Raw genomic sequence first — 20701 nt, forward strand, 5'->3', positions numbered from 1 at the left:
GTGCCACGCTCGATCACATGCCGTCGATGCCGCGTAACGATCCGCGTCAGTACGACGACCTCGCCGGCGAGTGGTGGCGCCCCGGCGGCGGCTTCGAGCTCCTGCACTGGCTGGCGGAGGCTCGGGCGTCTCTGATCCCGCCGGCTGTGTCACCCGGTGCGATCCTGGTGGACGCCGGCTGCGGCGGCGGGCTGCTCGCCCCTCACCTGGCCGGCAAGGGCTATCGCCACGTCGGCGTCGACCTGCGCGTCTCCGGGCTGAGCCTCGCCGCCCAGCGCGGCGTGACGCCGGTGCGCGGCGACGTGCTGGCCCTGCCGCTGGCCACCGGCTCGGCCGACGTGGTGGCCGCCGGCGAGATCCTCGAGCACGTCACCGACCTGCCGGCCGCCGTGGCCGAGCTGTCCCGGGTGCTGCGGCCGGGCGGGCTGCTGGTGCTCGACACGGTCAACTCGGGGGCGCTCAGCCGCTTCGTGACGGTCACCCTGGGCGAGTGGATCGGCGTGGCCCCGATCGGGCTGCACGATCCCGCCCTCTTCGTCGATCCGGGCCGGCTCACCGCCGAGTTCGCCCTTCATGGCGTACGTCTCGAGGTGCGCGGCCTGCGGCCCAGCGCCGCCGGGTTGTTCCGCTGGCTGGCCCTCGGCCGGGGCGCGGGCCGCATCGTTCCCACCCGATCCACCGCCGTGCTCTATCAGGGGCGCGGCCGTAAGGAGGCCACCCCGTGATTGACGAGGCCCGGCGGCTGGCGCCCCGGTTCGCGGCCCGCGCGGCCGAGCACGACCGTGACGGCTCCTTCCCCGCCGCCGACTTCGCCGACCTGCGCGACGCCGGCTTCTTCGGCCTGATGACGCCGAAGCGGCTGGGCGGCGCCGGGGCGAGCTTCGCCGACTACGCGGCGGTCGCCTACGAGCTGGCCCGCGGCAACGGCGCGACCGCTCTGATCTTCAACATGCACGCCTCGGTCACCGGTGCCCTGGCCGGGGTGAGTGACGAGCTGGCCGAGGCTCTGGGTCTGGCCGACGAGGCGCTGCGGGCCCGCGACGATCACCTGCGGGCGGCCGCCACCGGCTCCTGGTACGCGGTGGCGATGAGCGAGCGCGGCGCCGGCTCCCGCCTCTCGAAGATCACGACGTCGTACGAGCACATGGACGGCGGATATCGGATCAAGGGTGCCAAGACCTTCTGCTCCGGCGCCGGCCACGCCGACGCCTATCTGGTCGCCGCCCGCAGCGCCGACGACCCCGACCAGGTCTCGCAGTTCCTGGTGCCGGCCGGCGACGGCCTGCGCGTCGAGCCGACCTGGGACGCCCTCGGCATGCGCGCGACCGGCTCCCACGACCTGCAAATCGACGTGACCGTGCCGCCCGGTGCGCTGCTCGGCGGCGTCGAGGGCCTGGCGCTGGTGATCGCCCAGCTGGCCCCGCACTGGATGGTGGCCAGCTACGCCGCCGTCTACGTGGGCGTGGCCCGCGCCGCCGTCGACGCCGCGGTCGAGCACGTCAACCAGCGCAAGCTGGGCCACCTGCCGGCCATCCGGGCTCGGATCGGCCGGGCCGACGCCGCGGTCGCCGCCGCCCACCTGGCGGTGATGGAGGCCGCGCGCCGGGTCGACGAGCAGCCCGGCGAGGCCGAGACCACCCGCTGGGTGTGGCGGGCCAAGCTGCTGGCCGGCACGACCGCGGCCGAGGTGGCGGCGTCGATGCTCGAGGCGGCCGGCACGTCGGCCATGCGCCGTGGGCATCCGCTGGAGCGCCTCTACCGCGACGCCCGGGCCGGGTCGCTGCAACCGGCCACCAGCGACGTGTGCGCCGACTGGCTCGGCGTGGACGCGCTCGGCGGCGATCCCGACTCGGAGGGATCAGCGCCACGTTGGTAGCGACGCGGACGGGGTAAGAGGGGCCTGGGGAGGCGTAAGTGAATAACGACGCGACCATCGCCGGGGTAGGAATCTCTCTGCCGCCGTCCGTGGTGCAGGACGAACTGTGGGACGGCTACTTCGCGCGGCACTATCCGCCCGAGCGGCGGGCGCTGGTCCAGCGGATCTTCGCGAACTCCGGGGTGCGTACCCGGCAGGCCGCGGTGAGCCCGCTGCTCGAGGACGTCTCGGACTGGTCGACCGAGCGGCGGATGCGCCGCTACCAGGTCGAGGCGATCCCGCTCGGCAAGGAGGCGGTGGGGCGGGCGCTGACCGACGCCGGGCTGGCCGCGGACGAGCTCGGGCTCTTCGCGGTCTGCTCCTGCACCGGATACGCGACGCCCGGGCTGGACATCCTGCTCGCCCGTGACCTGGGCATGTCGCCGAGCGTGCGGCGGCTCTTCGTCGGGCACATGGGCTGCTACGCGGCGCTGCCCGGCCTGGGCTCGGTGGCCGACTACGTGGTGGCCCAGGGCAAACCGGCCCTGCTGCTCTGCGCGGAGCTGACCAGCCTTCACCTGCAGCCGGCGGCCGCGCGGGTGGACATGCAGCAGATCGTGTCGCATGCGCTTTTCGCGGATGCGGCGGCCGCCGTCGTGGTCACTCCGGGTTCCCAGGGGTACGCCGTACGGGAGGTCGCCGCCGTCACGGACACCACGACGGCCGACCACATGACGTGGGAGGTGACCGACCTCGGGTTCCGGATGGGGCTGTCGCCGCGGGTGCCGGCGGTCCTGAAACTGCACGTCCGCGAGCTGGTCGACAACCTGCTGGCCCGGCACGGGCTGACCATCGCCGAGGTGGACGGCTGGGCGGTGCACCCCGGCGGTCCCAAGATCCTGAACGTGGTGCAGGAACAGCTGGGGCTCGACGACGCGGCCATGGCCCCCTCGCGGGAGGTGCTGGCCGCGTACGGAAACTGTTCCTCTCCGACCGTCCTTCTCGTGCTGGATGCCCTCCGGCGCCGTCCGGCGCCGCCGCGACGGGTGGTGATGCTGGCCTTCGGGCCGGGTCTCACGCTCTACGGAACCCTGCTGGAGACCTCTACAGTCACAGGGTGACGACCGATCGGCAGCGGGGCGTGGTGCTGTACTCGATGGCGGCGGTGCTGCTCGCCGGCGGCGCCGCGTGGTGGCTGGTGACCGCGCCCGACGACACGAAGCCGACGAGCCAGGCCCAGCAGTGGCGGCAGGCCGCCGAGCGGCTGCTGCCCGACGTCGGCACCCAGGAGGACGGCGCGACGTTGACCCTGAATCCGGGCGCGGAGCAAGCGATCTCCACCGAGGTGTCGTTCGGCCAGTACTCGGTGGCGATGGTCTGTGTGGGCGGCGCGGGCAGCACGGTGCGGGTCTCGCTCGACAACCCCGAAACCCCCGACTTCAGCGGCATCGGCGGCGACTCGGGCCTGGGCATGAGTTGCGAGCAGGAGCGCTCGCCGGAGACCTTCCCCGTCCAGCTCTCCGACGCCCTGCGTATGACGGTGTCCGCCGGCCAGGACAGCGAGGTCGTCTTCCGCTACTCCCTGGTCCGCATCGGCTGATGCTTTCTTAAATTTGGGCGAGGTACGGCCGCATGTCCTCGATCGAGGCGATCCGCGGGAACGTCTTCACGATCTTGGCGTGGTCGTCGCTGACGAGCAGGGCCGTGGCGGTACCGTCCGGCGCGCCCAGCTTCAGATGGCTGCGCAGGGTGCCGGTCGGATCGTGCAGGGAGCGCACGGTCTTGCCCAGGGCCTGAGGCGTCGTGTTGGTCGGCGGGGTGATCGCGGCACTGGCCGTGGCGGCCGACGTCACCGTGACCACGGCGATGTCGGGACGGACGGCGGCGACAGTGTCGGATACCAGCTTCGCACAGGCGCAGCCGTCGACGAGCAGGATGACAGCGGGTAGTTCCCGGTTGAGCGGGACCGTGCGGCCGTCGTCGCCGAAAAGCTCCAGCGCGGGCAGCATGGTGGCGCTCTCGTTCGTGGTGGCGGCCGTGCGCTGAGCGGCGGGCTGGCGCGGCGGACCGGGCCAGGCCGAGGCGAACAGGCTGGCCACGGTGACCAGCACGGCCATCGAGATGATCAGGACCGGGGCCCGCATGGCCTTGCCGGCGAGCCGGCGCACCCGGCGGATCGCGGGGCGGCGGGCGAACCGCTGCCAGCGCGTGGGCGGACCGGTGAGCCGCAGCTCCTCGCGGACGGCCTCGACCTCGTCGGACAGCTCGGAGAGGTCGTCGGGGATGACGATGACGCCCCACTCCTCGGGCAGGTCGGGCAGGTCGTCCGGCGAACCGCCATCCGACGACCATCCGCCGTTGTCGCTCGCACCAGCCATGACTCACCCTCCCCCCAAGCCGACCCTGCCCTCTCCTACTTCGGCATTTCCTCGGTCGGGGACCTTGCCTCCCAGCCTTCCTCACGCGGCGCTCCGCCGCCAGTAGTGCGTGCTTCCGGACCTTAGCGATAAGCTTGACCTCACAAACGCCCTAGGTACGAAATATCCGACCCAGGGGTCAAAGCGGTCACCCTTTCGTCACTTTGCGTTACGAAGGCAGCTCCCGGCGCTTCTGTCAAGCCGTAGAAAGGCCCGTCACAGGGCCTCTGAGCTGCACTAACAGTCACCGGCAGGGTGGGACATCGCTGCCTGAGCGTGTTACCCTAGACACAGCGAAAGGGGCTTCGAACCTATGGTTTTCAGTGTCGGCGAGACCGTTGTTTACCCCCACCACGGGGCCGCACTCATCGAGGCAATCGAAACTAGGGTCATCAAGGGCGAACCAAAGCAGTACTTGGTCCTGCGTGTCGCTCAGGGCGACCTGACTGTTCGGGTGCCCGCTGAGAACGCCGAGATCGTCGGCGTGCGCGAAGTGGTTGGCGAGGAGGGCCTGGGTAAGGTCTTCGACGTCCTCCGCGCTCCGCACACCGAGGAGCCGACCAACTGGTCGCGGCGTTACAAGGCCAATCTCGAGAAGCTTGCCTCCGGTAACCCCCTGAAGGTTGCCGAGGTCGTTCGCGACCTCTGGCGTCGTGAGCGTGAGCGCGGCCTGTCGGCCGGCGAGAAGCGCATGCTCGCGAAAGCTCGTGACATTCTGGTCGGTGAGGTCGCTCTTGCGGAGAAGAGCACCAAGGACGAGGCCGAGGTTCTCCTCGACAAGGTCCTCACCGAGGCCTGATCTACCCACAGACACAACATCAAAACTTGTGTTCTCAGGACCGCGACGTGACCGCGCAGCTTAGTGCTCGGGGTGACGTCGCGGTCCTGGTTCCGGCAGCGGGTGCCGGCCTGCGGCTCGGCCCGGGCGGGCCCAAGGCTCTGCGCCTGCTCGCCGGCGAGCCGCTGCTCGTGCACGCGGTCCGCCGCGTCGCGGCGGCGCCGTCGGTGCGCCTCATCGTGGTCGCCGCTCCAGCGGCCGAGGTCGAGGCGGTTCAAGAGTTACTGGCGCCGGTCGCGCCGGTCACCGTGGTGGCCGGCGGGGCCGAGCGGCAGGAGTCGGTGGCCCTCGCGCTGGCCCAGGTCCCACCCGACATCGCCATCGTGCTCGTGCACGACGCGGCCCGCGCCCTCACCCCACCCGACCTGATCGAGTCGGTGGCGGCGGCCGTCCGCGACGGCCATCCCGCGGTGATCCCCGCCCTCCCCGTGGTCGACACGATCAAGGAAGTCGCCCCCGGCGAAATAGTCCTCGGCACGGTCGACCGCTCGGTGCTCCGCAGCGTCCAGACCCCGCAGGGCTTCCGCCACGACGTCCTGGCCGCCGCCCACGCAGCCGCCGCCGACCAGCTGACCGACGACGCCGGCCTGGTCGAAAAGGCCGGCCTTCCGGTGATCTGCGTCCCCGGCTCCGAGCTGGCCATGAAGATCACCCGCCCCCTGGACCTGATTCTGGCCGAGGCCCTCCTCAACCTCCCCTGACCTCAGGATCTCGTTCTTCGCGGTCTGACTGCCTCGCGGTCTTGTTCCTCGCGGTCTCGTTGTTCGCGGTCTCGTTGTTCGCGGTCTCGTTCTTCGCGGTCTCGTTCTTCGCGGTCTTGTTCCTCGCGGTCTCGTTCTTCGCGGTCTCGTTTCTCGCGGTCTCGTTCTTCGCGGTCTGAGTGCCTCGGGGTCTCGTTCTTCGCGGTCTTGTTCCTTATGGCCTCGTTGCCTCGGGGTCGCTTCCCCTGCGGCCTCGTTGCCTCGGGGTCTCTTCTCTCGCGGCCTCCTTGCCTCGGGGTTCCTTCCCTCGCAGCCATGTCATCCGGCGCGGGACGAAGACGGGGCGCGGCTTGCGTTGGATGCGGCGCAAGAGGCGCCGCTTGTGGTGGGGCGGCGGGGCGCGAGGTGGGCGGGGCGCAAGAGGGCGCCGCTTGTGGTGGGGCGGCGCGGCGCGAGTGGGCGGGGCGGCGCGAGTGGGCGGGGCGGCGCGAGTGGGCGGGGCGGCGCGAGGTGGGCGCGGCTTGTGCTGGGCAGAGCGCAAGAGGGCGCCGCTCGTATTGGGGCGGCGGGCGCAAGTGCGCGCGGCTTGTGGTCGGCGTGCGCAAGGCGGGCCGGGTGCGAGGTGGGCCGGGTGCGACGTGGGCCGGGTGCGACGTGGGCCGGGTGCGAGGTGGGCCGGGTGCGACGTGGGCCGGGTGCGACGTGGGTGGGATGCGAGGAGGGCCGGGTACAAGGAGGGCCGGGTGCGACGTGGGTGGGGTGCGAGGCGGGTGGGGTGCAAGGTGGGACGAGTGGGAGGTGGGTGGGCGTCGGTAGCCTGGGTTGGTGATCAATCAGCGGGTCGGTGTCGGGACGGATGTGCATGCCTTCGAGGCGGGGCGGCCCTGCTGGGTGGCCGGCCTGTTCTGGCCGGACGTGATCGGGCTGGCCGGGCACTCCGATGCCGACGTGGCCGCGCACGCCGCCTGTGACGCGCTCTTCGGGGCGGCCGGGCTGGGTGACCTGGGCAGCAACTTCGGCACGTCACGGCCGGAGTGGGCCGGTGCGTCCGGGGCGGCCCTGCTCGCCGAGACGGCCCGCCTGGTTCGGGCGGCGTCGTTCGAGGTGGTGAACGTCTCGATTCAGGTCATCGGCAACCACCCCAAGATCGGCAAGCGCCGCGCGGAGGCCCAGGAGGCCCTCTCGGCGGCGGTCGGTGCCCCGGTGACTGTCTCGGGCACCACCACCGACGGCTTGGGCCTGACCGGCCGCGGTGAAGGGCTGGCGGCCATGGCCGTCGCTTTGATCGCCTCCGTCTGAGCGGGCCGATTCGCACCCCCGCAGGGTGCGTTAGGTGCGAGCGCCTACCCTCGACTCGTGGCCGCGCCTCTGGATCCCGAGACCACGCCCGAGGAGTATCGGCAGCGGGCTCTGCTTCTTGCTGACCTCGGCCGCTATGACGAAGCGGCCGGGGAGATCGCGGCTGGGCTGAGCGTGGCCCCTGAGGAGGCCAGCCTGCTGGCGACCCTGGCCCGCATTCACCTGGCAGCCGAGCAACCGGCCGAGGCGCTGGTGGCGGCGGAGCGGGCCACGGCGGTGGCGCCGGCCGAGATCACGGCTCTTGTCGTGCGGGCCATGGCGCTGGCCGACAGCCGGAAGTTCGGGGAGGCCGCCCGGGTCGCGGGGGACATTCTGCGGCAGTGGCCCGCCGACGCGTACGCGCAAAGAACCGGGGCCGCCCTGCTCAGTGAGTCGCGCAACGGCCAGGAGGCGCTGAACGCCGCGTGGAATGCCGTCCGGGTCGCCCCGGCCGAGGCGGAGGCCCACCTGGTGCTGGCCGTGGTGGCCGCGCGGCTGCGGCTTTTCGATCTGGCGCAGAGGGCGTACGCCCAAGCCTTGGATCTCGATCCGGCCATCGGCGACGCGCAGCGTGACATGGGCATCGTGCGGTTCGAGCGGCGGCGCTGGGCGCGGGCGCTGGAGGAGCTGGCCGATGAGGCGACGCTGCCGGTGGCGCCGGACGCCGAGGGTGAGTATCCGTCGCCGTTTCCGCGGGCCTATCCGGCGCCGGACCGGCCTGATGAGCCGGAGCCGGTGACGGCGCACTGGACCGAGGTGCCCGCGGTGAGCCGGCCGTCGGGGCCGGTGCTCGACGTGTCGGGGAGTTCGGCCGAGCAGGTGCGGCGGTTCGCTCTCTACGGTGCGAACGCCACCCAGGTCGCCGCGGTGCTGGCGGGGCTGATGACGCTGGCCAGTGACGGCATCTCGCGGATGTGGGCCGGGCTGATCGGCCTGCTGATCTTCGTGGGGATCATCGTCGCGCTGAACCGGAACGTTCCGGAGCCGCTCGCTGTGGCGTTGACCCGGCTGCGGGCCCACGATCGGCGGTTGGCCGCGGCGGCGTACGTCGGCTTTGTCGCTCCTCTTCTTTTGTTCGTTTATGCCCTGGCTGGTGGCATTGTGGCGCTGGTGTCCGCGATGGTGCTTGCCGCAGTGGCCGAACTCTTGATTTTGACCAGGCGTTAACCCGGGAGCGGTGAGGAGGCTACCTCTGCCGCAGATTCTTTCCCGATGCGCAATTTCAACGAAGAGCGTCGCCGGTTCCTGATGACGGCCGGCGCGGGAGTCCTGGCCGTCGGTGGCGGCCTGGCGACGGGGGCGTCGCCCGCCCACGCGACCTCGCGCCAGATTCCTTTCCTTGCGGCCACGGTGGAACGGACCGCCGCCGGTGATTTCACGATCAGCTGGAAAAGCGCGGGGGTACGGCGGGTCGAGGTCTACGCGAGCAAGGACCAGAACCGGGTCGCACGCCACCGGGCCGTCGCCCACGCGGGCGGAACCGCCACCGTCACCGTGCGCGGGCTGGGCGACGCCGACCGCTGGTGGTTCGAGCTCGTGCCCGACCGCGGCCGGTCGCTGACCCTGGCCGACCGGTCGCTGCACCTCGCGGCCGCCCCGAACTTCCGCGACGGCGGCGGCTATCGCACGGCCGACGGCCACTGGGTCCGGATGGGCGTCTTCTACCGCTCGAACAGCCTGGCCACCCTGACCGACGCCGACGTGGCCAAGCTGAAGCGGCTCGGCATCCGCACCGGCATCGACTTCCGCACCGACTCCGAGGCCGCGGCCGGGCCCGACCGGCTGCCGGCCGGCACGAAGTACGTCTTCGCCAACGTGGCCGGCACGACGACTCCGGGCACCGGCGGCTACTCGCTCGACACCGAGGCCAATGGCGTCGCCATGATGGTCGCCGGTGAGAAGGGCATGGTGTCGTCGGACTCCGCCCGCAAGGCCTACCGCACCTTCCTCACCGCGGTGGCCGATCCTCGGGCGGCCAACGTGCTCTACCACTGCACGGCCGGCAAGGACCGCACCGGCTGGGCCAGCGCCGCGCTGCTCACCGCCCTCGGCGTGCCCCGCGCGACGGTCTTCGAGGACTACCTGCTCAGCAACACCTATCTCGCCGCCTCCAACGCCGCCGCGCTGGCCGCCGTGCCGGAGTCGATCCGCCCCGGCTACAAAGCCGTCCTGGACGTTCGGTCCGAATATCTCCAGTCCGGCTTCGACGAGGTCGCCGCGAAGTTCGGGACGTTCGACCGCTACCTGCGCGACGGACTCGGCGTGAGCGCCCGGCAGCTGCGGGCTCGCCTACTGGTGGGCTGACCGGATCGAGGAGATCAATCCTTCGCGTACGGCGGTGAGCCCGGCGTCGAGCGCACCGAGCAGCACCGCGTCGTCGTCGATGGCGGTCAGCGCGATGGGGCTCTCCAGCGGCGCCGCCCGGCGCATCGCCCCAGTCACCGCGGAGAGCAGGACCTCGCCGCCGGCCTGGGCGATCGGGCCGGCCAGCACGACCAGGTAGGGGTCGAGAACGGCGACGACCGCGGCCAGGCCGACCACGATGCGGTCGGCCAGCCCGGCCAGGAAGTCGCCGGAGGCGGCCGGGTCGTCCGCCGCCGCTGTCACCACCTCGGCCGGTGTGCGGCCCGGGACACCGTTGTCCCGGGCCAACTCCAGGATGGCCTCGCCGCCGAAGAGGTGTTGCAGGTCGAGCTTGCGGTCGGCCGAGTCGGGCGAGTAGAGCGGCATGTAGCCGATCTCGCCGGCCCCGCCCCGGGCGCCGCGCATCAGCGTGCCGGCCATGTCGATGGCCAGGCCCAGGCCTTCCTGGCCGAGCCAGAGCAGGGCGAAGCCCTCGGCGTCGCGGCCGATGCCGCGCTTGCGCTCGGCCACGGCGGCCAGGTTGACGTCGTTGTCGACGCCGACCTCGGTGCCGAGTGCTTCCGCGATGCGTGGCACCAACCCCGTACGGCCGAAGCCCGGAAGATGCACGTGCCGGATCGTCGCGGCCCGGGCGTCGTAGGAGCCGGCGACACCGATGCGCACATGACGCACCCGCTCGGCCGGGACGCCGGCCTCGTCGCGCAGGCGGGCCACCACGTCGACCAGCGCCTGCATCGGGTCGCTGGTGAGAAAGTCCACACGCGACTCGACGCGGCCGCGGATCTCGCCGGTGAGGTCGCAGAGCGCGGCCACCACCGACGGGGCTCCGCTGGGGCCGATGTCGCGCACGGAGACCGCCGCCGCGTACGCCGCGCCGGGGTTGGCCGCGTAGATCTCGGCGTTCGGGCCGGGGCGCCCGCTGTTGTGACCGACCACTGTGACCAGTCCGGCCTCGGTGAGCCGGCGGAGCACCTCGGAGATCGTCGGAGTCGACAGCGCGGTGAGTTTGCGGAGGTCGGAGCGCGTCAGCCGGCCGGGGTCGAGCAGATGGGCCAGGGCCGCGCTCTCGTTCATGGCTCGGAGCAGCTTCGAGGAGCCGGCCAGACGGGTCACCCGCCGGACGTTAAGCGGGGGCGTCTACGCATGTCAAGGTTCATCGAGCCTTATTGATAAAGTTGGTTAACTGTTCTAACGTCTCAGCGGCGCGCGCCACCCCCTCATCCCCCCTCTCGAGGAGCGCCATGATCCGCGCAAGAAGAGTCGTCTACGCCGGTGTCACCGTGGCTGTCCCCGCCGCGGCCGTGATCTACGGGCTGCTTCCGGCCAGCGCCGCGACCGCCGGCCCGATCACCGGCATCGGCGGCAAATGCGTCGATGTCGCCAACGCGAGCTCGGCCAACGGCGCCGCCGTGCAGCTCTACGACTGCAACGGCACCGGCGCCCAGAACTGGACCGTCGGCAACAGCGACGGCACCGTCCGCGCGCTCGGCAAGTGCCTCGACGTGACCAGCGCGTCGACCACGAACGGGGCGAAGATCCAGCTCTGGGACTGCAACGCCAGCGGCGCCCAGAAGTGGTCGGTCAGCGGCGGCGCCCTGGTCAACAGCGGTTCCGGCAAGTGCCTGGACGCCACCGGGCAGAGCTCGGCCAACGGCACCCGCCTGCAGATCTGGACGTGCACCGGCACGGCCAACCAGACTTGGGTGACGCCCGGCGGCTCCACCACGCCGCCGACCACGCCACCGGCCACGGGGGTCAATTTGGACAATCCCGCCAAGAAAGACGTCGCGATGCAGCTCGTCTCGGCGGCGGAGAACTCGTCGCTCGACTGGCGGGCCCAGTTCTCCTACATCGAGGACATCAAGGACGGCCGCGGCTACACCGCCGGCATCATCGGCTTCTGCTCGGGCACCGGCGACATGCTGGAGCTCGTCCAGGCGTACACGAACGCCGTGCCCGGCAACGTGCTGGCCAAATATCTGCCCGCCCTGCGCTCGGTGAACGGCACCGCCTCGCACGCCGGCCTCGACCCCAACTTCACCCGCGACTGGCGTACGGCCGCGGCCGACCCGGCCTTCCAGGCCGCACAGGAAGCCGAGCGCGACCGGGTCTACTTCAACCCCTCGGTGCGCGACGGCAAGTCCGATGGCGTACGGGCTCTGGGGCAGTTCGCCTACTACGACGCGGCCGTCATGCACGGCTACGAGGGCATGCGCCAGATCCGCAGCGCCGCCCTGAAGCGGGCCAAGCCGCCGGCGCAGGGCGGTGACGAGCGCACCTGGCTGAACGTCTTCCTCGACGAGCGTGTCATCGAGATGAAGAAGGAGGCCGCGCACGACGACACGACCCGGGTCGACACCGCTCAGCGGCGCTTCCTCACCAACGGCAACTTCGACCTGAACACGCCGCTGGACTTCGCCGTCTACGGCCAGAACTTCCGCATCGGCTGACGTCTCCGCGGGGCCGGGGCTGATCTACAGCGCCGGCCCCACTAGTTTGTCGGCATGGTCGATCTCGTCATCGCCGGTGTGGCGGTCCTGCTGCTGATCGCGGTCACCGTCGCGGTGGTACGCAGCGAGCGCCTCACCCGCGGGCGGCTCGCGACCGCCCTGGCGGTGGCGGTCCTGGCCGCCGGCACGTTCGCGGTGACCCTCTACCGGAGCCAGACGGGTCCGGCCGAAGACCTGGGCACGTCGGTGGTGGTCGCCTCGACGCCTCCGCGGCAGGCCTTCGGCGCGGCGGTCCTGCCGGTCACCGTGCCGATGGGCTCGGGCGACAAATACCCCCAGGGCGCCCTGTGGCTCTCGCCGCCGCGGGCCGGCACGAACGCGTACACCGGTGACATCTCGCTGCTCTGCTCGACGCCCGGCAAGGACGACAAGGTGCAGAACTGCACCGGCGCCGACAAGCGGGTCTGGAGCGCCGAGCCGCTGGAGAAGCGGGCGACGATCGGGCCGGCGACCGGTGATCCGTTCACCGACCCGAACGCCTGCGACGAGGACAACGGCGTGACCTACGGCCCCGGCTACGTCGAGCTCGCCGCGGGCAAGGGCTACTGCCTGCGCCGCGGCGACAACGTCATGGCGATGCGCGTCCCGGCCTTCCCGTCAGCTCAGCCGCTCCCGGAGTCGATCGCGGTCGAGGTCTCGGTTCTTCACTGAGGGCGGTTCCAGGTCCAGGCGTACGCGGTGTCCTCCACCGCCAGGCCCGCCTCGCACAGATCGAGGGGGCGGAACGTGTCGACCATGACGGCGAGCTCGTCGAACGCCTCGGCCCCCAGGGCACGCTCGACCGCGCCCGGCTGCGGCCCGTGGGTGAAGCCCGAGGGGTGCAGCGAGATCGACCCCTGCTCGATGCCGGAGCCGCGGCGGGCCTCGTAGTTGCCGCCGGTGTAGAACATCATCTCGTCCGAGTCGACGTTGTGGTGGTTGTAGGGCACCGGGATGGCCAGCGGGTGGTAGTCGACCTTGCGCGGCACGAACGAGCAGACCACGAAGTTGGGCCCCTCGAAGGTCTGGTGCACCGGCGGCGGCTGGTGCACGCGCCCGGTGATCGGCTCGAAGTCGTGGATCGAGAACGCCCACGGGTAGAGGCAGCCGTCCCAGCCGACCACGTCGAACGGGTGGTGCGCGTACACGTGCCGGGTCCAGCCGGCGCGGTGTTTCACGTAGACCTCGACGTCGGTGCCCTCGACCTGCAGCGGCTCGCCAGGACCGCGCTGGTCGCGCTCGCAGTACGGGGCGTGCTCGAGGAACTGGCCGCGCACCGACAGGTAGCGCTTCGGTGGTCCGATGTGGCCGGTCGCCTCGATGGTCAGCAGCCGTACGGGACCGTCCTGCGGCACGATCCGGTGCACCACCGAGGTCGGGATGATCACGTAGTCGCCGGTGCCGACCTCCAGCGCGCCGAAGGTGGTCTCGACGACCGCGCGGCCCTGCTCGACGTAGAGGCACTCGTCGCCGACCGCGTCGCGGTAGAGCGGCGACGGGCGGTCGGCCACGACGTACCCGATCCGGACGTCGCCGTTGGCCAGCAGCGGCCGGCGGCCGAGGATCGCGTCGGCCGGGCCGGCGTCGAGCTTGTGGGTTCGCAGATGGCGCGGTTTCAGGGGCAGGTTGGGCGACTGCGTGCCCACCGGTGGTTCGTACGTCTCGGCCGAGACGATCGCGGTGGGCGCGTGCCGGTGATAGAGCAGCGACGAGTCGGAGGAGAAGCCCTCCTGGCCCATCAGCTCCTCGGCGTAAAGCCCGCCGTCGGGACGCCGGAACTGAGTGTGCCTTTTGTGTGGCACCTCGCCGACGCTGCGGTAGTACGGCATCGCTGCCCCCCAGAGTTCGCCTGATTGGCAAAACCGACATAGCGGACGTGGTTGTCCGCTTCTCGAAGCGTCTATTAGGTTCGGATTCGTGTCAACGCTGGTACCTCCGCTCTTCGCCGGACTGGTGGACGACGCGTCCCTGATGCCGCCGAGCCCGGTCAGCGTGACCGACGCCGTCGCCAAGCACGCCGAACATCGCGACGGCTGGTTCGCCGGTCTGCTCGGGCCGCTGCTCGTACCCGCCTCGCTGATCGGCGCCGACCTCAGTGCCGGGAAGCTGCCGGTCGCCCTGGTCGGCGACGTTCCGTTCAGCGCCGTGCCGGTAGCCGTCGAGAAACTGCGCGCGGCCGGTGCCGTGGTCCTTCATCTCGAGGCCGCGGTGGCCCGTCGCGGTGAGGATCCGCAGCCGGGCCTGGCCAACCTGCGGGCTCTCGCCGGCGAGGATCAGAACATTGAGGTGTACGCCGAGATCCCGCTCAGCTGGGGTCTGCTGGCCGCACTGGACTCGGTCGCCGAGGCGCGAGCGGCCGGACTGCGGATCGCACCGAAATTCCGGGTCGGCGGCCTGGCCGCCGAGCTCTTCCCGACACCGGTCGAGCTGGCCGCGGTGCTCTGCGCCTGCCGCGACCGCCGGCTGCCGTTCCGGCTCGCGGCCGGCCTGCGGCACGCCATCCGGCACACCGATCCGGAGACCGGATTCACCCACCACGGCTTCCTGAACGTGCTGACCGCCTCGATCACCGCCGACCGGGGCGCCGAGGTCGCCGAGGTGGCCGAGGTGCTGGCCGCGACCCATCCGGTGCCGCTGGTCGAGGCGTGCCGGGCCCAGCGCGACGGGCCGCGGCCGCTGTTCGCCGGCTTCGGGGTGGCCAATGTGGTCGAGCCACTGACCGAGCTCGTCCGGCTCGGCCTGATCAACGGGGGTTATTCATGACGGGCTACGGCCTGGACAATTTGCCGTACGGAGTGTTCAGCGTTCCCCAGGGGGAGCGGCGTCTCGGCGTACGGCTGGGTAATGAAGTAGTTGATCTTTCGGGTCTTGGTGGGTACTTCGCGGCGCCGTCGCTCAACCCGCTGATGGCGGCCGGGCGTCCGGAGTGGACGGCGGCGCGGGAGGCCGTCCTCGACTACGTAGCGTCGGGGCCGCCGACGACCCCGTTGCACGCGGTGACGCTGCATCTGCCGTTCGACGTGGCCGACTACACCGACTTCTACTCGTCCGAGGCGCACGCGCTCAACGTCGGGCGGATCCTGCGGCCGTCGTCGCCCGGCTTGCCGCCGCAGTGGCGTCACCTGCCGATCGGCTATCACGGCCGGTCATCGACGGTCGTCGTCTCGGGCACGCCGATCCGGCGACCTTACGGCCAGCTCGGTGCTGGTTCATATGGCGCCACGCGGCGCCTCGACATCGAGGCCGAGGTCGGGTTCGTCGTCGGCGTGCCCGGCCGCCGGGTCACCACCGGCGCCTTCGAAGATCATGTGTTCGGGGTCGTGCTCGTCAACGACTGGTCGGCGCGCGATCTGCAAGCTTGGGAATATCGGCCACTCGGCCCGTTCCTGGCCAAATCGTTCGCCACCTCGGTCTCGCCGTGGGTCGTGCCGCTCTCCGTGCTCGCCCCGGTGCCGGCGCCCGCTCAAGATCCCGAGCCGCTCGACTATCTGCGGCCGGCCGGTCCGGCGTACGACCTCAAGCTCTCGATCTCCTGGAACGGCACCGTGGTGAGCTCGCCGCCGTTCGCCTCGATGTATTGGACGGCCGCGCAGCAGCTGGCCCATCTGACCAGCAACGGCGCCTCGGTCCGGACCGGCGATCTGTACGCGTCGGGCACCGTCTCCGGGCCGTCGCCGGACCAGGTCGGCTCGTTCCTCGAACTGACCGCCAACGGCGCCTCTCCGGTGACACTGGCCGACGGCTCGCAGCGCGGTTTTCTGCTCGACGGCGACGAGGTCGTGATCAGTGCAACCTCGGCCGACGGCAAGATCGGTCTCGGATCGGTCAGCGGGATCGTGGTCGGATAGTTACTGTCTGATTGCGTGGGAGGTGACGCTATGTCGACGGTTGTGGTGACCCGTCCGATCGACGCGCCCGTCGCGGTGGTCTGGCAGGTCTTCACCGATCTGAGCCGGCGCCGCGAGTGGCTCTCCGCGGTGACCCGGGTCGAGGTGCGCAGCCACGGCGATTTCGGCGCGGGCACCGTATGGCGCGAAACCCGGCAAATGGCCGATGGGGGCGAGGTCACCGAGGAGTTCCGGGTGCTCGAGTGCGTGGTGCCGGACCGGTTCGTGGTCACGTCGCCCGGCATCGGCGCCGACTATCGGATGACCTATTCGTTCCAGCCGGTGGTCTCCGGCCGCCACCGCGGCGGCACGATGGTGACAGTGGTGCAGGACGGCAGCCCGACCGCCCCGGCCGGGCGGATCCTGGCGCTGATCTTCGGTGGCCTGGCCGCCGAGACCGCCGAGGGAGCGCTCCGGCGCGACCTGGACGACCTGGCGGCGGCCGCCTGACATAACCTCTTCTGGTGCTCCGAGTGCTGATCCGTACGTCGTTGGCGCTCGTCATAGCCCTGGTGGCCGCCGTGATCGGCTGGCGCGTCCTGGCGCCGGCCGAGGTGTCGTCGGCCGCGGCCGCGCCCTACCCGGTGGCCGTAACCCGGCCGCCGCAGGTCACCGGCCGGACCAATCAGGCGCCGCTGATCGTCGCCGGCGCCGTCCGGGCGTACGCGTCGAAGCGCCAGATCCGGGCCGACGCGCCGGTCGACGCCAAGAGCGTGATGACGGCCATCTGGTCGCTGCGGCGCTGGCCGTCGCAGCTCTCCGGCGTCGTGGCCGTCGGCGACACGGTGATCAGCCGATGGGCCGACGGTGAGTTGGTGGGTATCTCGGCTCTCAGCGGCAAGATCATCTGGCGGGTCTCCACCGGCATCCCCGGGCTGTCGTTCGATGGGCATCGGACCGGGGCGGCCACCGTGTGGGCGCCGTCCGGTCTTCACACCGGCGCCGGGGCGGTCTTCGTCAGCGGAAGCAGCCGGGTGAGCGCCTACGACGCCGCCACGGGCGCCCAGCGCTGGTCGGCGCCGATCTCGTGCCAGGACGCGTTCACCACCGTGGGCGGCCAGTTCGTCTGCACCGAGCAGGCCTTCTCGCTGGCCACCGGACAAGCCGTGGCCGGCTGGCCGGCCGGCCCGCACACCCCGCTGGGCTGCGATGTCGCTTTCTCCGCTTGTGGCGGCCTGCGCGACTCGTCCGGACAGGGCTGGCTGGTCACAGGTGCCCAGCCCCGGCGCTCGACCGTGCTCGACCAGCAGGGCAGCACGGTGGCCGGTGGCCGCGCGATCCCACCGCAGCCCGGCGCCCAAGTGCTGGGTGCCTCTCAGGGCCGCTTGGTGCTGCTCACCGACGACCGCCACCTCAAGGTCGGCGACACCGACTTCCCCCTTGCCGTCGGCACCGAGAAGCTGACCTGGAAGCCGGGCCTGTGGCAGGTCACCGACCACTGGGTGGCCATCGAGCGCCTCGCCGCCGACAGCGGCTTCGACCCGGACAAACCCGGCTATTACTTCACGGTCGACACGGTCATCATCGCCGCCATCTGACCGCTACCGAACGCCGGCCGCCGGCGTTGAACCACAGATGCGCATCGTGGTCCTGGACGGCCTCCGGCTGTTCGCCGCCGTCATGGTGGCCTTCTACCACTTCGCCGGCCGCAACGACGTCACCGGCGCCTGGGGCACCACACCGGCCGTGGCGGTCTCCCGCGTCCACGAGGCCGCCCAGTACGGCTGGCTCGGCGTCGAACTGTTCTTCATGATCAGCGGCTTCGTGATCTGCATGAGCGCCTGGGGCCGCGACATCGGCGCGTTCATCCGCTCCCGCTTCATCCGCCTGTTCCCCGCCTACTGGCCGGCCGTGCTGATCACGGCCACGGTGGTGGCCCTGTGGCCGGTCGTGGCCCAGCCGCTGCGGGTCAGCGACGTGCTGCTCAACCTGACGATGCTCCAGTGGCCGCTCGGCGTCCACGGCGTCGAGGGCGTCTACTGGACGCTGTGGGCCGAAGCGAGGTTCTACCTGCTCTTCGCCCTGCTGCTGTGGCGCGGCCTGAACCGGCAGAGCGCCATGTGGTTCGGCTACGGCTGGCTGCTGGCCGCGGTCATCGCCCACACGAGCCGCGAGAAGCTGCTGATCGTCGCGCTGCAGCCGGACTACGCGCCGCTGTTCGTGGCGGGCGTGGCGTTCTACCTGATCCACCGGTTCGGCCACGACCTGAGGCTGTGGGGCCTGGTCGCGGCGTCCTACCTGATGGCACAGCACAACGTGATCGCCCGCGTGGCCGAGACGGAGAAGGCAAACATCAAGGCGCCGCTCTCGGACACGGTCGCCATCCTGATCGTCACAGCGTTCTTCGCGGTGATGGCGGTGATCGCCCTGGGCTGGACGGCGCGGGTGCGGTGGCGCGCCCTGACCACAGCGGGCCTGCTGACCTACCCGTTCTACCTGCTACACCAGAACATCGGCTGGCTGATCATCCGGGCGACCCACGACCACGCCCCGCACTGGCTGGTCCTGGCCGGCACGATCACCATCATGCTGTCGGTGGCCTGGCTGGTCCATCGCTGGATCGAACGCCCGCTGGCGGCATATCTCCGCCGCCGCCTCCAACCGCCCCGCCTCGCGGACGCGACGCAGGAACTCCCGATCCTCACAACCGCCCGCCCTGCGCCGCGCCGCCAGTGGGCCGAAGAGAACCGCATCCGAACTCCCGGCCGGCGCTGACCTCGGAAAACAAGCGAACGCCCACGCACTGCCAATCTGCGGTGCGTTCGCCTCGGCCACGTGGTGATCGATCCGGAGGGCATGACTCCGCGAGCGAGGTCTGGTTGTCACGATCCCGGGCCGCGGAACATTCGTGCTTCCAGCGGCTAGCGGCTAGGGGAGGCCTCGTCCCTCAAAGGCGCGGACGACGTGTAAGCCTCGGTCGAACCGCAGAACCCGCCCAATGCGGCCTCAGGCGCGCCGCTACGGGCCGATCCACAAGGCCAGCCAGCCCGCGACCATGCTGCTGAGACTGACGGCCGGCGAAAGAACGTCGAAGCCGCGCGGCCGACTTGGCTCGCCCGCCGGCTGCCGAGCGGCCCGCGCGGGCGAGGTACGGGACGAACAGGCCGAGCGCGACGAGCGTTGCCGTGCGCCGCCTAGGAAGGGCCGGAGCCGATGCGGAGGACGGGGTTGGGGCGGGTGACGTCGGCGAAGAAGTCGTTGCCCTTGTCGTCGACGACGATGAAGGCGGGGAAGTCCTCGACCTCGATGCGCCAGACGGCCTCCATGCCCAGCTCGGGGTATTCGAGGACCTCGACGTGGCGGATGCAGTCCTGGGCCAGGCGGGCGGCCGGGCCGCCGATCGAGCCCAGGTAGAAGCCGCCGTAGGACTGGCAGGCCTTTGTCACCTGGCCCGAGCGGTTGCCCTTGGCCAGCATGACCAGGGAGCCGCCGGCGGCCTGGAACTTCTCCACGTACGAGTCCATGCGGCCGGCCGTTGTCGGGCCGAACGAGCCCGACGCGTACCCCTCGGGGGTCTTGGCCGGTCCGGCGTAGTAGACCGCGTGGTCGCGCAGGTATTGCGGCATGGGCTCGCCGGCGTCGAGGCGTTCGGCGATCTTGGCGTGGGCGATGTCGCGGGCCACGACCAGCGGGCCGGTCAGCGAGAGGCGGGTCTTGACCGGGTAGCGGGACAACTCGGCCCTGATCTCGGCCATCGGGCGGTTCAGGTCGACCTTGACCACCGGCTCGTTGCTGACGTCGACGTCGGGCAGGAAGCGCGCCGGGTCGGTTTCGAGGCGTTCCAGCCAGACGCCGGACGGCGTGATCTTGGCCAGGGCCTGGCGGTCGGCCGAGCAGGAGACGGCGATCGCGACCGGGCAGGACGCGCCGTGCCGGGGCAGGCGGATGACCCGTACGTCATGGCAGAAGTAACGGCCGCCGAACTGGGCGCCGATGCCGAAGTCGCGGGTCAGCTCGAGGACCGCGGCCTCCAGCTCGACGTCGCGGAAGCCGTGGCCGGCCATCGTGCCGTGCCGGGGCAGGTTGTCGAGATATTTGGCACTGGCCAGCTTGGCCGTTTTCAGCGCGTGCTCGGCGCTGGTGCCGCCGATGACCACGGCCAGGTGGTAGGGCGGGCAGGCCGACGTGCCGATCAGCCGGAGTTTCTCGTCGAGGAACTCCATCATGCGCGCCGGGTTCAGCAGCGCCTTGGTCTCCTGGTACAGGTACGACTTGTTGGCCGAGCCGCCGCCCTTGGCCATGAAGAGGAACTTGTACGCGTCGGGCTGGCCGCCCGGGTCTTCCGCGTACAGCTCGATCTGGGCCGGAAGGTTCGACCCCGTGTTGCGCTCGTCCCACATGGTGAGCGGCGCCAGCTGCGAATAACGGAGATTCAGCCGGGTGTACGCCTGGTAGACGCCCTGGGCGATGGCTTCCTCGTCGGTGCCGTCGGTCAGCACGTGGCGCCCGCGCTTGCCCATCACGATCGCGGTGCCGGTGTCCTGGCACATCGGGAGCACGCCGCCGGCCGCGATGTTGGCGTTGCGCAGCAGGTCGAGCGCGACGAACCGGTCGTTGGCCGAGGCCCGCGGGTCGTCGATGATCGAGCGGAGCTGCGAGAGGTGGGCCGGGCGCAGGTAGTGGGCGATGTCGTGCATCGCCTCGGCGGTGAGCTGCGTGATGGCCGACTGCTCGACGGTCAGGAACTGCCGCCCGCCCGGTCCCGCGACGACATCCACACCTTCGTCGGTGACCAATCGGTACTCGGTCAGGTCGTCGCCGGTGGGCAACAGTGGCGAGTACGTGAATGCGGCGCCTCTGCTCATGAGCGGC

The 20701-nt window shown here is 71.0% G+C and carries 21 protein-coding genes; 17 read left to right on the forward strand and 4 right to left on the reverse strand.

The annotated features are described in order from the left end of the window. The first annotated feature begins 17 nt into the window (after positions 1-17). Genes CRP55_RS01250 through CRP55_RS01265 form a run of 4 tightly spaced genes read left to right on the forward strand, consistent with a single transcriptional unit; the run spans position 18 to position 3455 of the window. On the forward strand, positions 18-725 hold the full coding sequence (locus tag CRP55_RS01250) for a class I SAM-dependent methyltransferase (RefSeq protein ID WP_097318665.1): 708 nt from the start codon (positions 18-20) through the stop codon (positions 723-725). Continuing rightward, entirely contained in the window at positions 722-1876 is a 1155-nt protein-coding gene (locus CRP55_RS01255; RefSeq protein ID WP_097317586.1) for an acyl-CoA dehydrogenase family protein, read from the forward strand. Before CRP55_RS01250 ends, CRP55_RS01255 begins: the two co-directional genes overlap by 4 nt. Before the next feature lie 38 nt (positions 1877-1914). After that, complete coding sequence (locus CRP55_RS01260; protein WP_097317587.1) at positions 1915-2976, forward strand: type III polyketide synthase; 1062 nt, start codon at positions 1915-1917, stop codon at positions 2974-2976. Beyond that, complete coding sequence (locus CRP55_RS01265; RefSeq protein ID WP_097317588.1) at positions 2973-3455, forward strand: DUF6023 family protein; 483 nt, start codon at positions 2973-2975, stop codon at positions 3453-3455. Before CRP55_RS01260 ends, CRP55_RS01265 begins: the two co-directional genes overlap by 4 nt. 7 nt (positions 3456-3462) lie before the next feature. Here the strand turns inward: CRP55_RS01265 and CRP55_RS01270 are convergent, their stop codons facing one another. Then, positions 3463-4233: a hypothetical protein gene (locus tag CRP55_RS01270; protein WP_097317589.1), complete on the reverse strand. Its 771-nt coding sequence runs from the start codon at positions 4231-4233 to the stop codon at positions 3463-3465. Positions 4234-4585: 352 nt separating this feature from the next. Here CRP55_RS01270 and CRP55_RS01275 point away from each other — a divergent pair, with 352 nt between their 5' ends. The 6 genes from CRP55_RS01275 to CRP55_RS01295 all read left to right on the forward strand — a co-directional run bounded on the left by CRP55_RS01275 (position 4586) and on the right by CRP55_RS01295 (position 9453). After that, positions 4586-5071, forward strand: a complete 486-nt coding sequence (locus CRP55_RS01275; RefSeq protein WP_026206027.1) for a CarD family transcriptional regulator — start codon at positions 4586-4588, stop codon at positions 5069-5071. Positions 5072-5118: 47 nt separating this feature from the next. Further along, positions 5119-5811, forward strand: coding sequence for a 2-C-methyl-D-erythritol 4-phosphate cytidylyltransferase (gene ispD / locus CRP55_RS01280; RefSeq protein ID WP_097317590.1), 693 nt, complete (start codon positions 5119-5121; stop codon positions 5809-5811). Positions 5812-5852: 41 nt separating this feature from the next. Beyond that, entirely contained in the window at positions 5853-5990 is a 138-nt protein-coding gene (locus tag CRP55_RS52720) for a hypothetical protein (protein ID WP_179854972.1), read from the forward strand. A gap of 643 nt (positions 5991-6633) precedes the next feature. Further along, positions 6634-7110, forward strand: coding sequence for a 2-C-methyl-D-erythritol 2,4-cyclodiphosphate synthase (gene ispF / locus CRP55_RS01285; protein ID WP_218853992.1), 477 nt, complete (start codon positions 6634-6636; stop codon positions 7108-7110). A 57-nt stretch (positions 7111-7167) separates the two neighbouring features. Next, the gene (locus CRP55_RS01290; protein WP_097317591.1) at positions 7168-8316 is read left to right on the forward strand and encodes a tetratricopeptide repeat protein; all 1149 of its coding nucleotides are present in this window, start codon (positions 7168-7170) and stop codon (positions 8314-8316) included. Positions 8317-8361: 45 nt separating this feature from the next. Next, positions 8362-9453: a tyrosine-protein phosphatase gene (locus CRP55_RS01295; RefSeq protein WP_097317592.1), complete on the forward strand. Its 1092-nt coding sequence runs from the start codon at positions 8362-8364 to the stop codon at positions 9451-9453. Here the strand turns inward: CRP55_RS01295 and CRP55_RS01300 are convergent. Then, on the reverse strand, positions 9439-10626 hold the full coding sequence (locus CRP55_RS01300; RefSeq protein WP_097317593.1) for an ROK family transcriptional regulator: 1188 nt from the start codon (positions 10624-10626) through the stop codon (positions 9439-9441). The two genes, CRP55_RS01295 and CRP55_RS01300, sit on opposite strands and share 15 nt — an antisense overlap. A gap of 128 nt (positions 10627-10754) precedes the next feature. Here CRP55_RS01300 and CRP55_RS55520 point away from each other — a divergent pair, with 128 nt between their 5' ends. Together CRP55_RS55520 and CRP55_RS01310 are read left to right on the forward strand one after the other, a co-directional pair. Beyond that, entirely contained in the window at positions 10755-11963 is a 1209-nt protein-coding gene (locus tag CRP55_RS55520) for a chitosanase (protein ID WP_097317594.1), read from the forward strand. 54 nt (positions 11964-12017) lie between these two features. Then, positions 12018-12674, forward strand: a complete 657-nt coding sequence (locus CRP55_RS01310) for a hypothetical protein (RefSeq protein WP_097317595.1) — start codon at positions 12018-12020, stop codon at positions 12672-12674. Here CRP55_RS01310 and CRP55_RS01315 read toward each other — a convergent pair. After that, positions 12668-13831, reverse strand: a complete 1164-nt coding sequence (locus CRP55_RS01315; RefSeq protein WP_097317596.1) for a homogentisate 1,2-dioxygenase — start codon at positions 13829-13831, stop codon at positions 12668-12670. The two genes, CRP55_RS01310 and CRP55_RS01315, sit on opposite strands and share 7 nt — an antisense overlap. An 88-nt stretch (positions 13832-13919) precedes the next feature. Here CRP55_RS01315 and CRP55_RS01320 point away from each other — a divergent pair, with 88 nt between their 5' ends. From CRP55_RS01320 to CRP55_RS01340, 5 genes are read left to right on the forward strand one after another with little or no spacing between them, the layout of a single operon-like run. After that, positions 13920-14765: a hypothetical protein gene (locus tag CRP55_RS01320; protein ID WP_179854973.1), complete on the forward strand. Its 846-nt coding sequence runs from the start codon at positions 13920-13922 to the stop codon at positions 14763-14765. Further along, a complete protein-coding gene (locus tag CRP55_RS01325) occupies positions 14762-15850 on the forward strand; it encodes a fumarylacetoacetate hydrolase family protein (protein WP_097317597.1) in 1089 nt (362 codons plus the stop codon). The genes CRP55_RS01320 and CRP55_RS01325 overlap by 4 nt, the downstream gene beginning before the upstream one ends. A 30-nt stretch (positions 15851-15880) precedes the next feature. After that, entirely contained in the window at positions 15881-16339 is a 459-nt protein-coding gene (locus tag CRP55_RS01330; protein ID WP_097317598.1) for an SRPBCC family protein, read from the forward strand. Between the two features lie 14 nt (positions 16340-16353). Beyond that, positions 16354-17427, forward strand: a complete 1074-nt coding sequence (locus CRP55_RS01335) for an outer membrane protein assembly factor BamB family protein (RefSeq protein ID WP_245922726.1) — start codon at positions 16354-16356, stop codon at positions 17425-17427. 37 nt (positions 17428-17464) lie between these two features. Beyond that, a complete protein-coding gene (locus CRP55_RS01340) occupies positions 17465-18604 on the forward strand; it encodes an acyltransferase family protein (protein ID WP_097317599.1) in 1140 nt (379 codons plus the stop codon). A 419-nt stretch (positions 18605-19023) separates the two neighbouring features. Here CRP55_RS01340 and CRP55_RS01345 read toward each other — a convergent pair whose 3' ends face one another. After that, positions 19024-20694 (reverse strand): fumarate hydratase, encoded by a 1671-nt coding sequence (locus tag CRP55_RS01345; RefSeq protein WP_097318670.1) that lies wholly within the window; start codon positions 20692-20694, stop codon positions 19024-19026. Positions 20695-20701 lie beyond the last annotated feature (7 nt).

The organism is Paractinoplanes atraurantiacus, from assembly GCF_900215205.1.
Classification (GTDB): Bacteria; Actinomycetota; Actinomycetes; order Mycobacteriales; family Micromonosporaceae; genus Actinoplanes; species Actinoplanes atraurantiacus.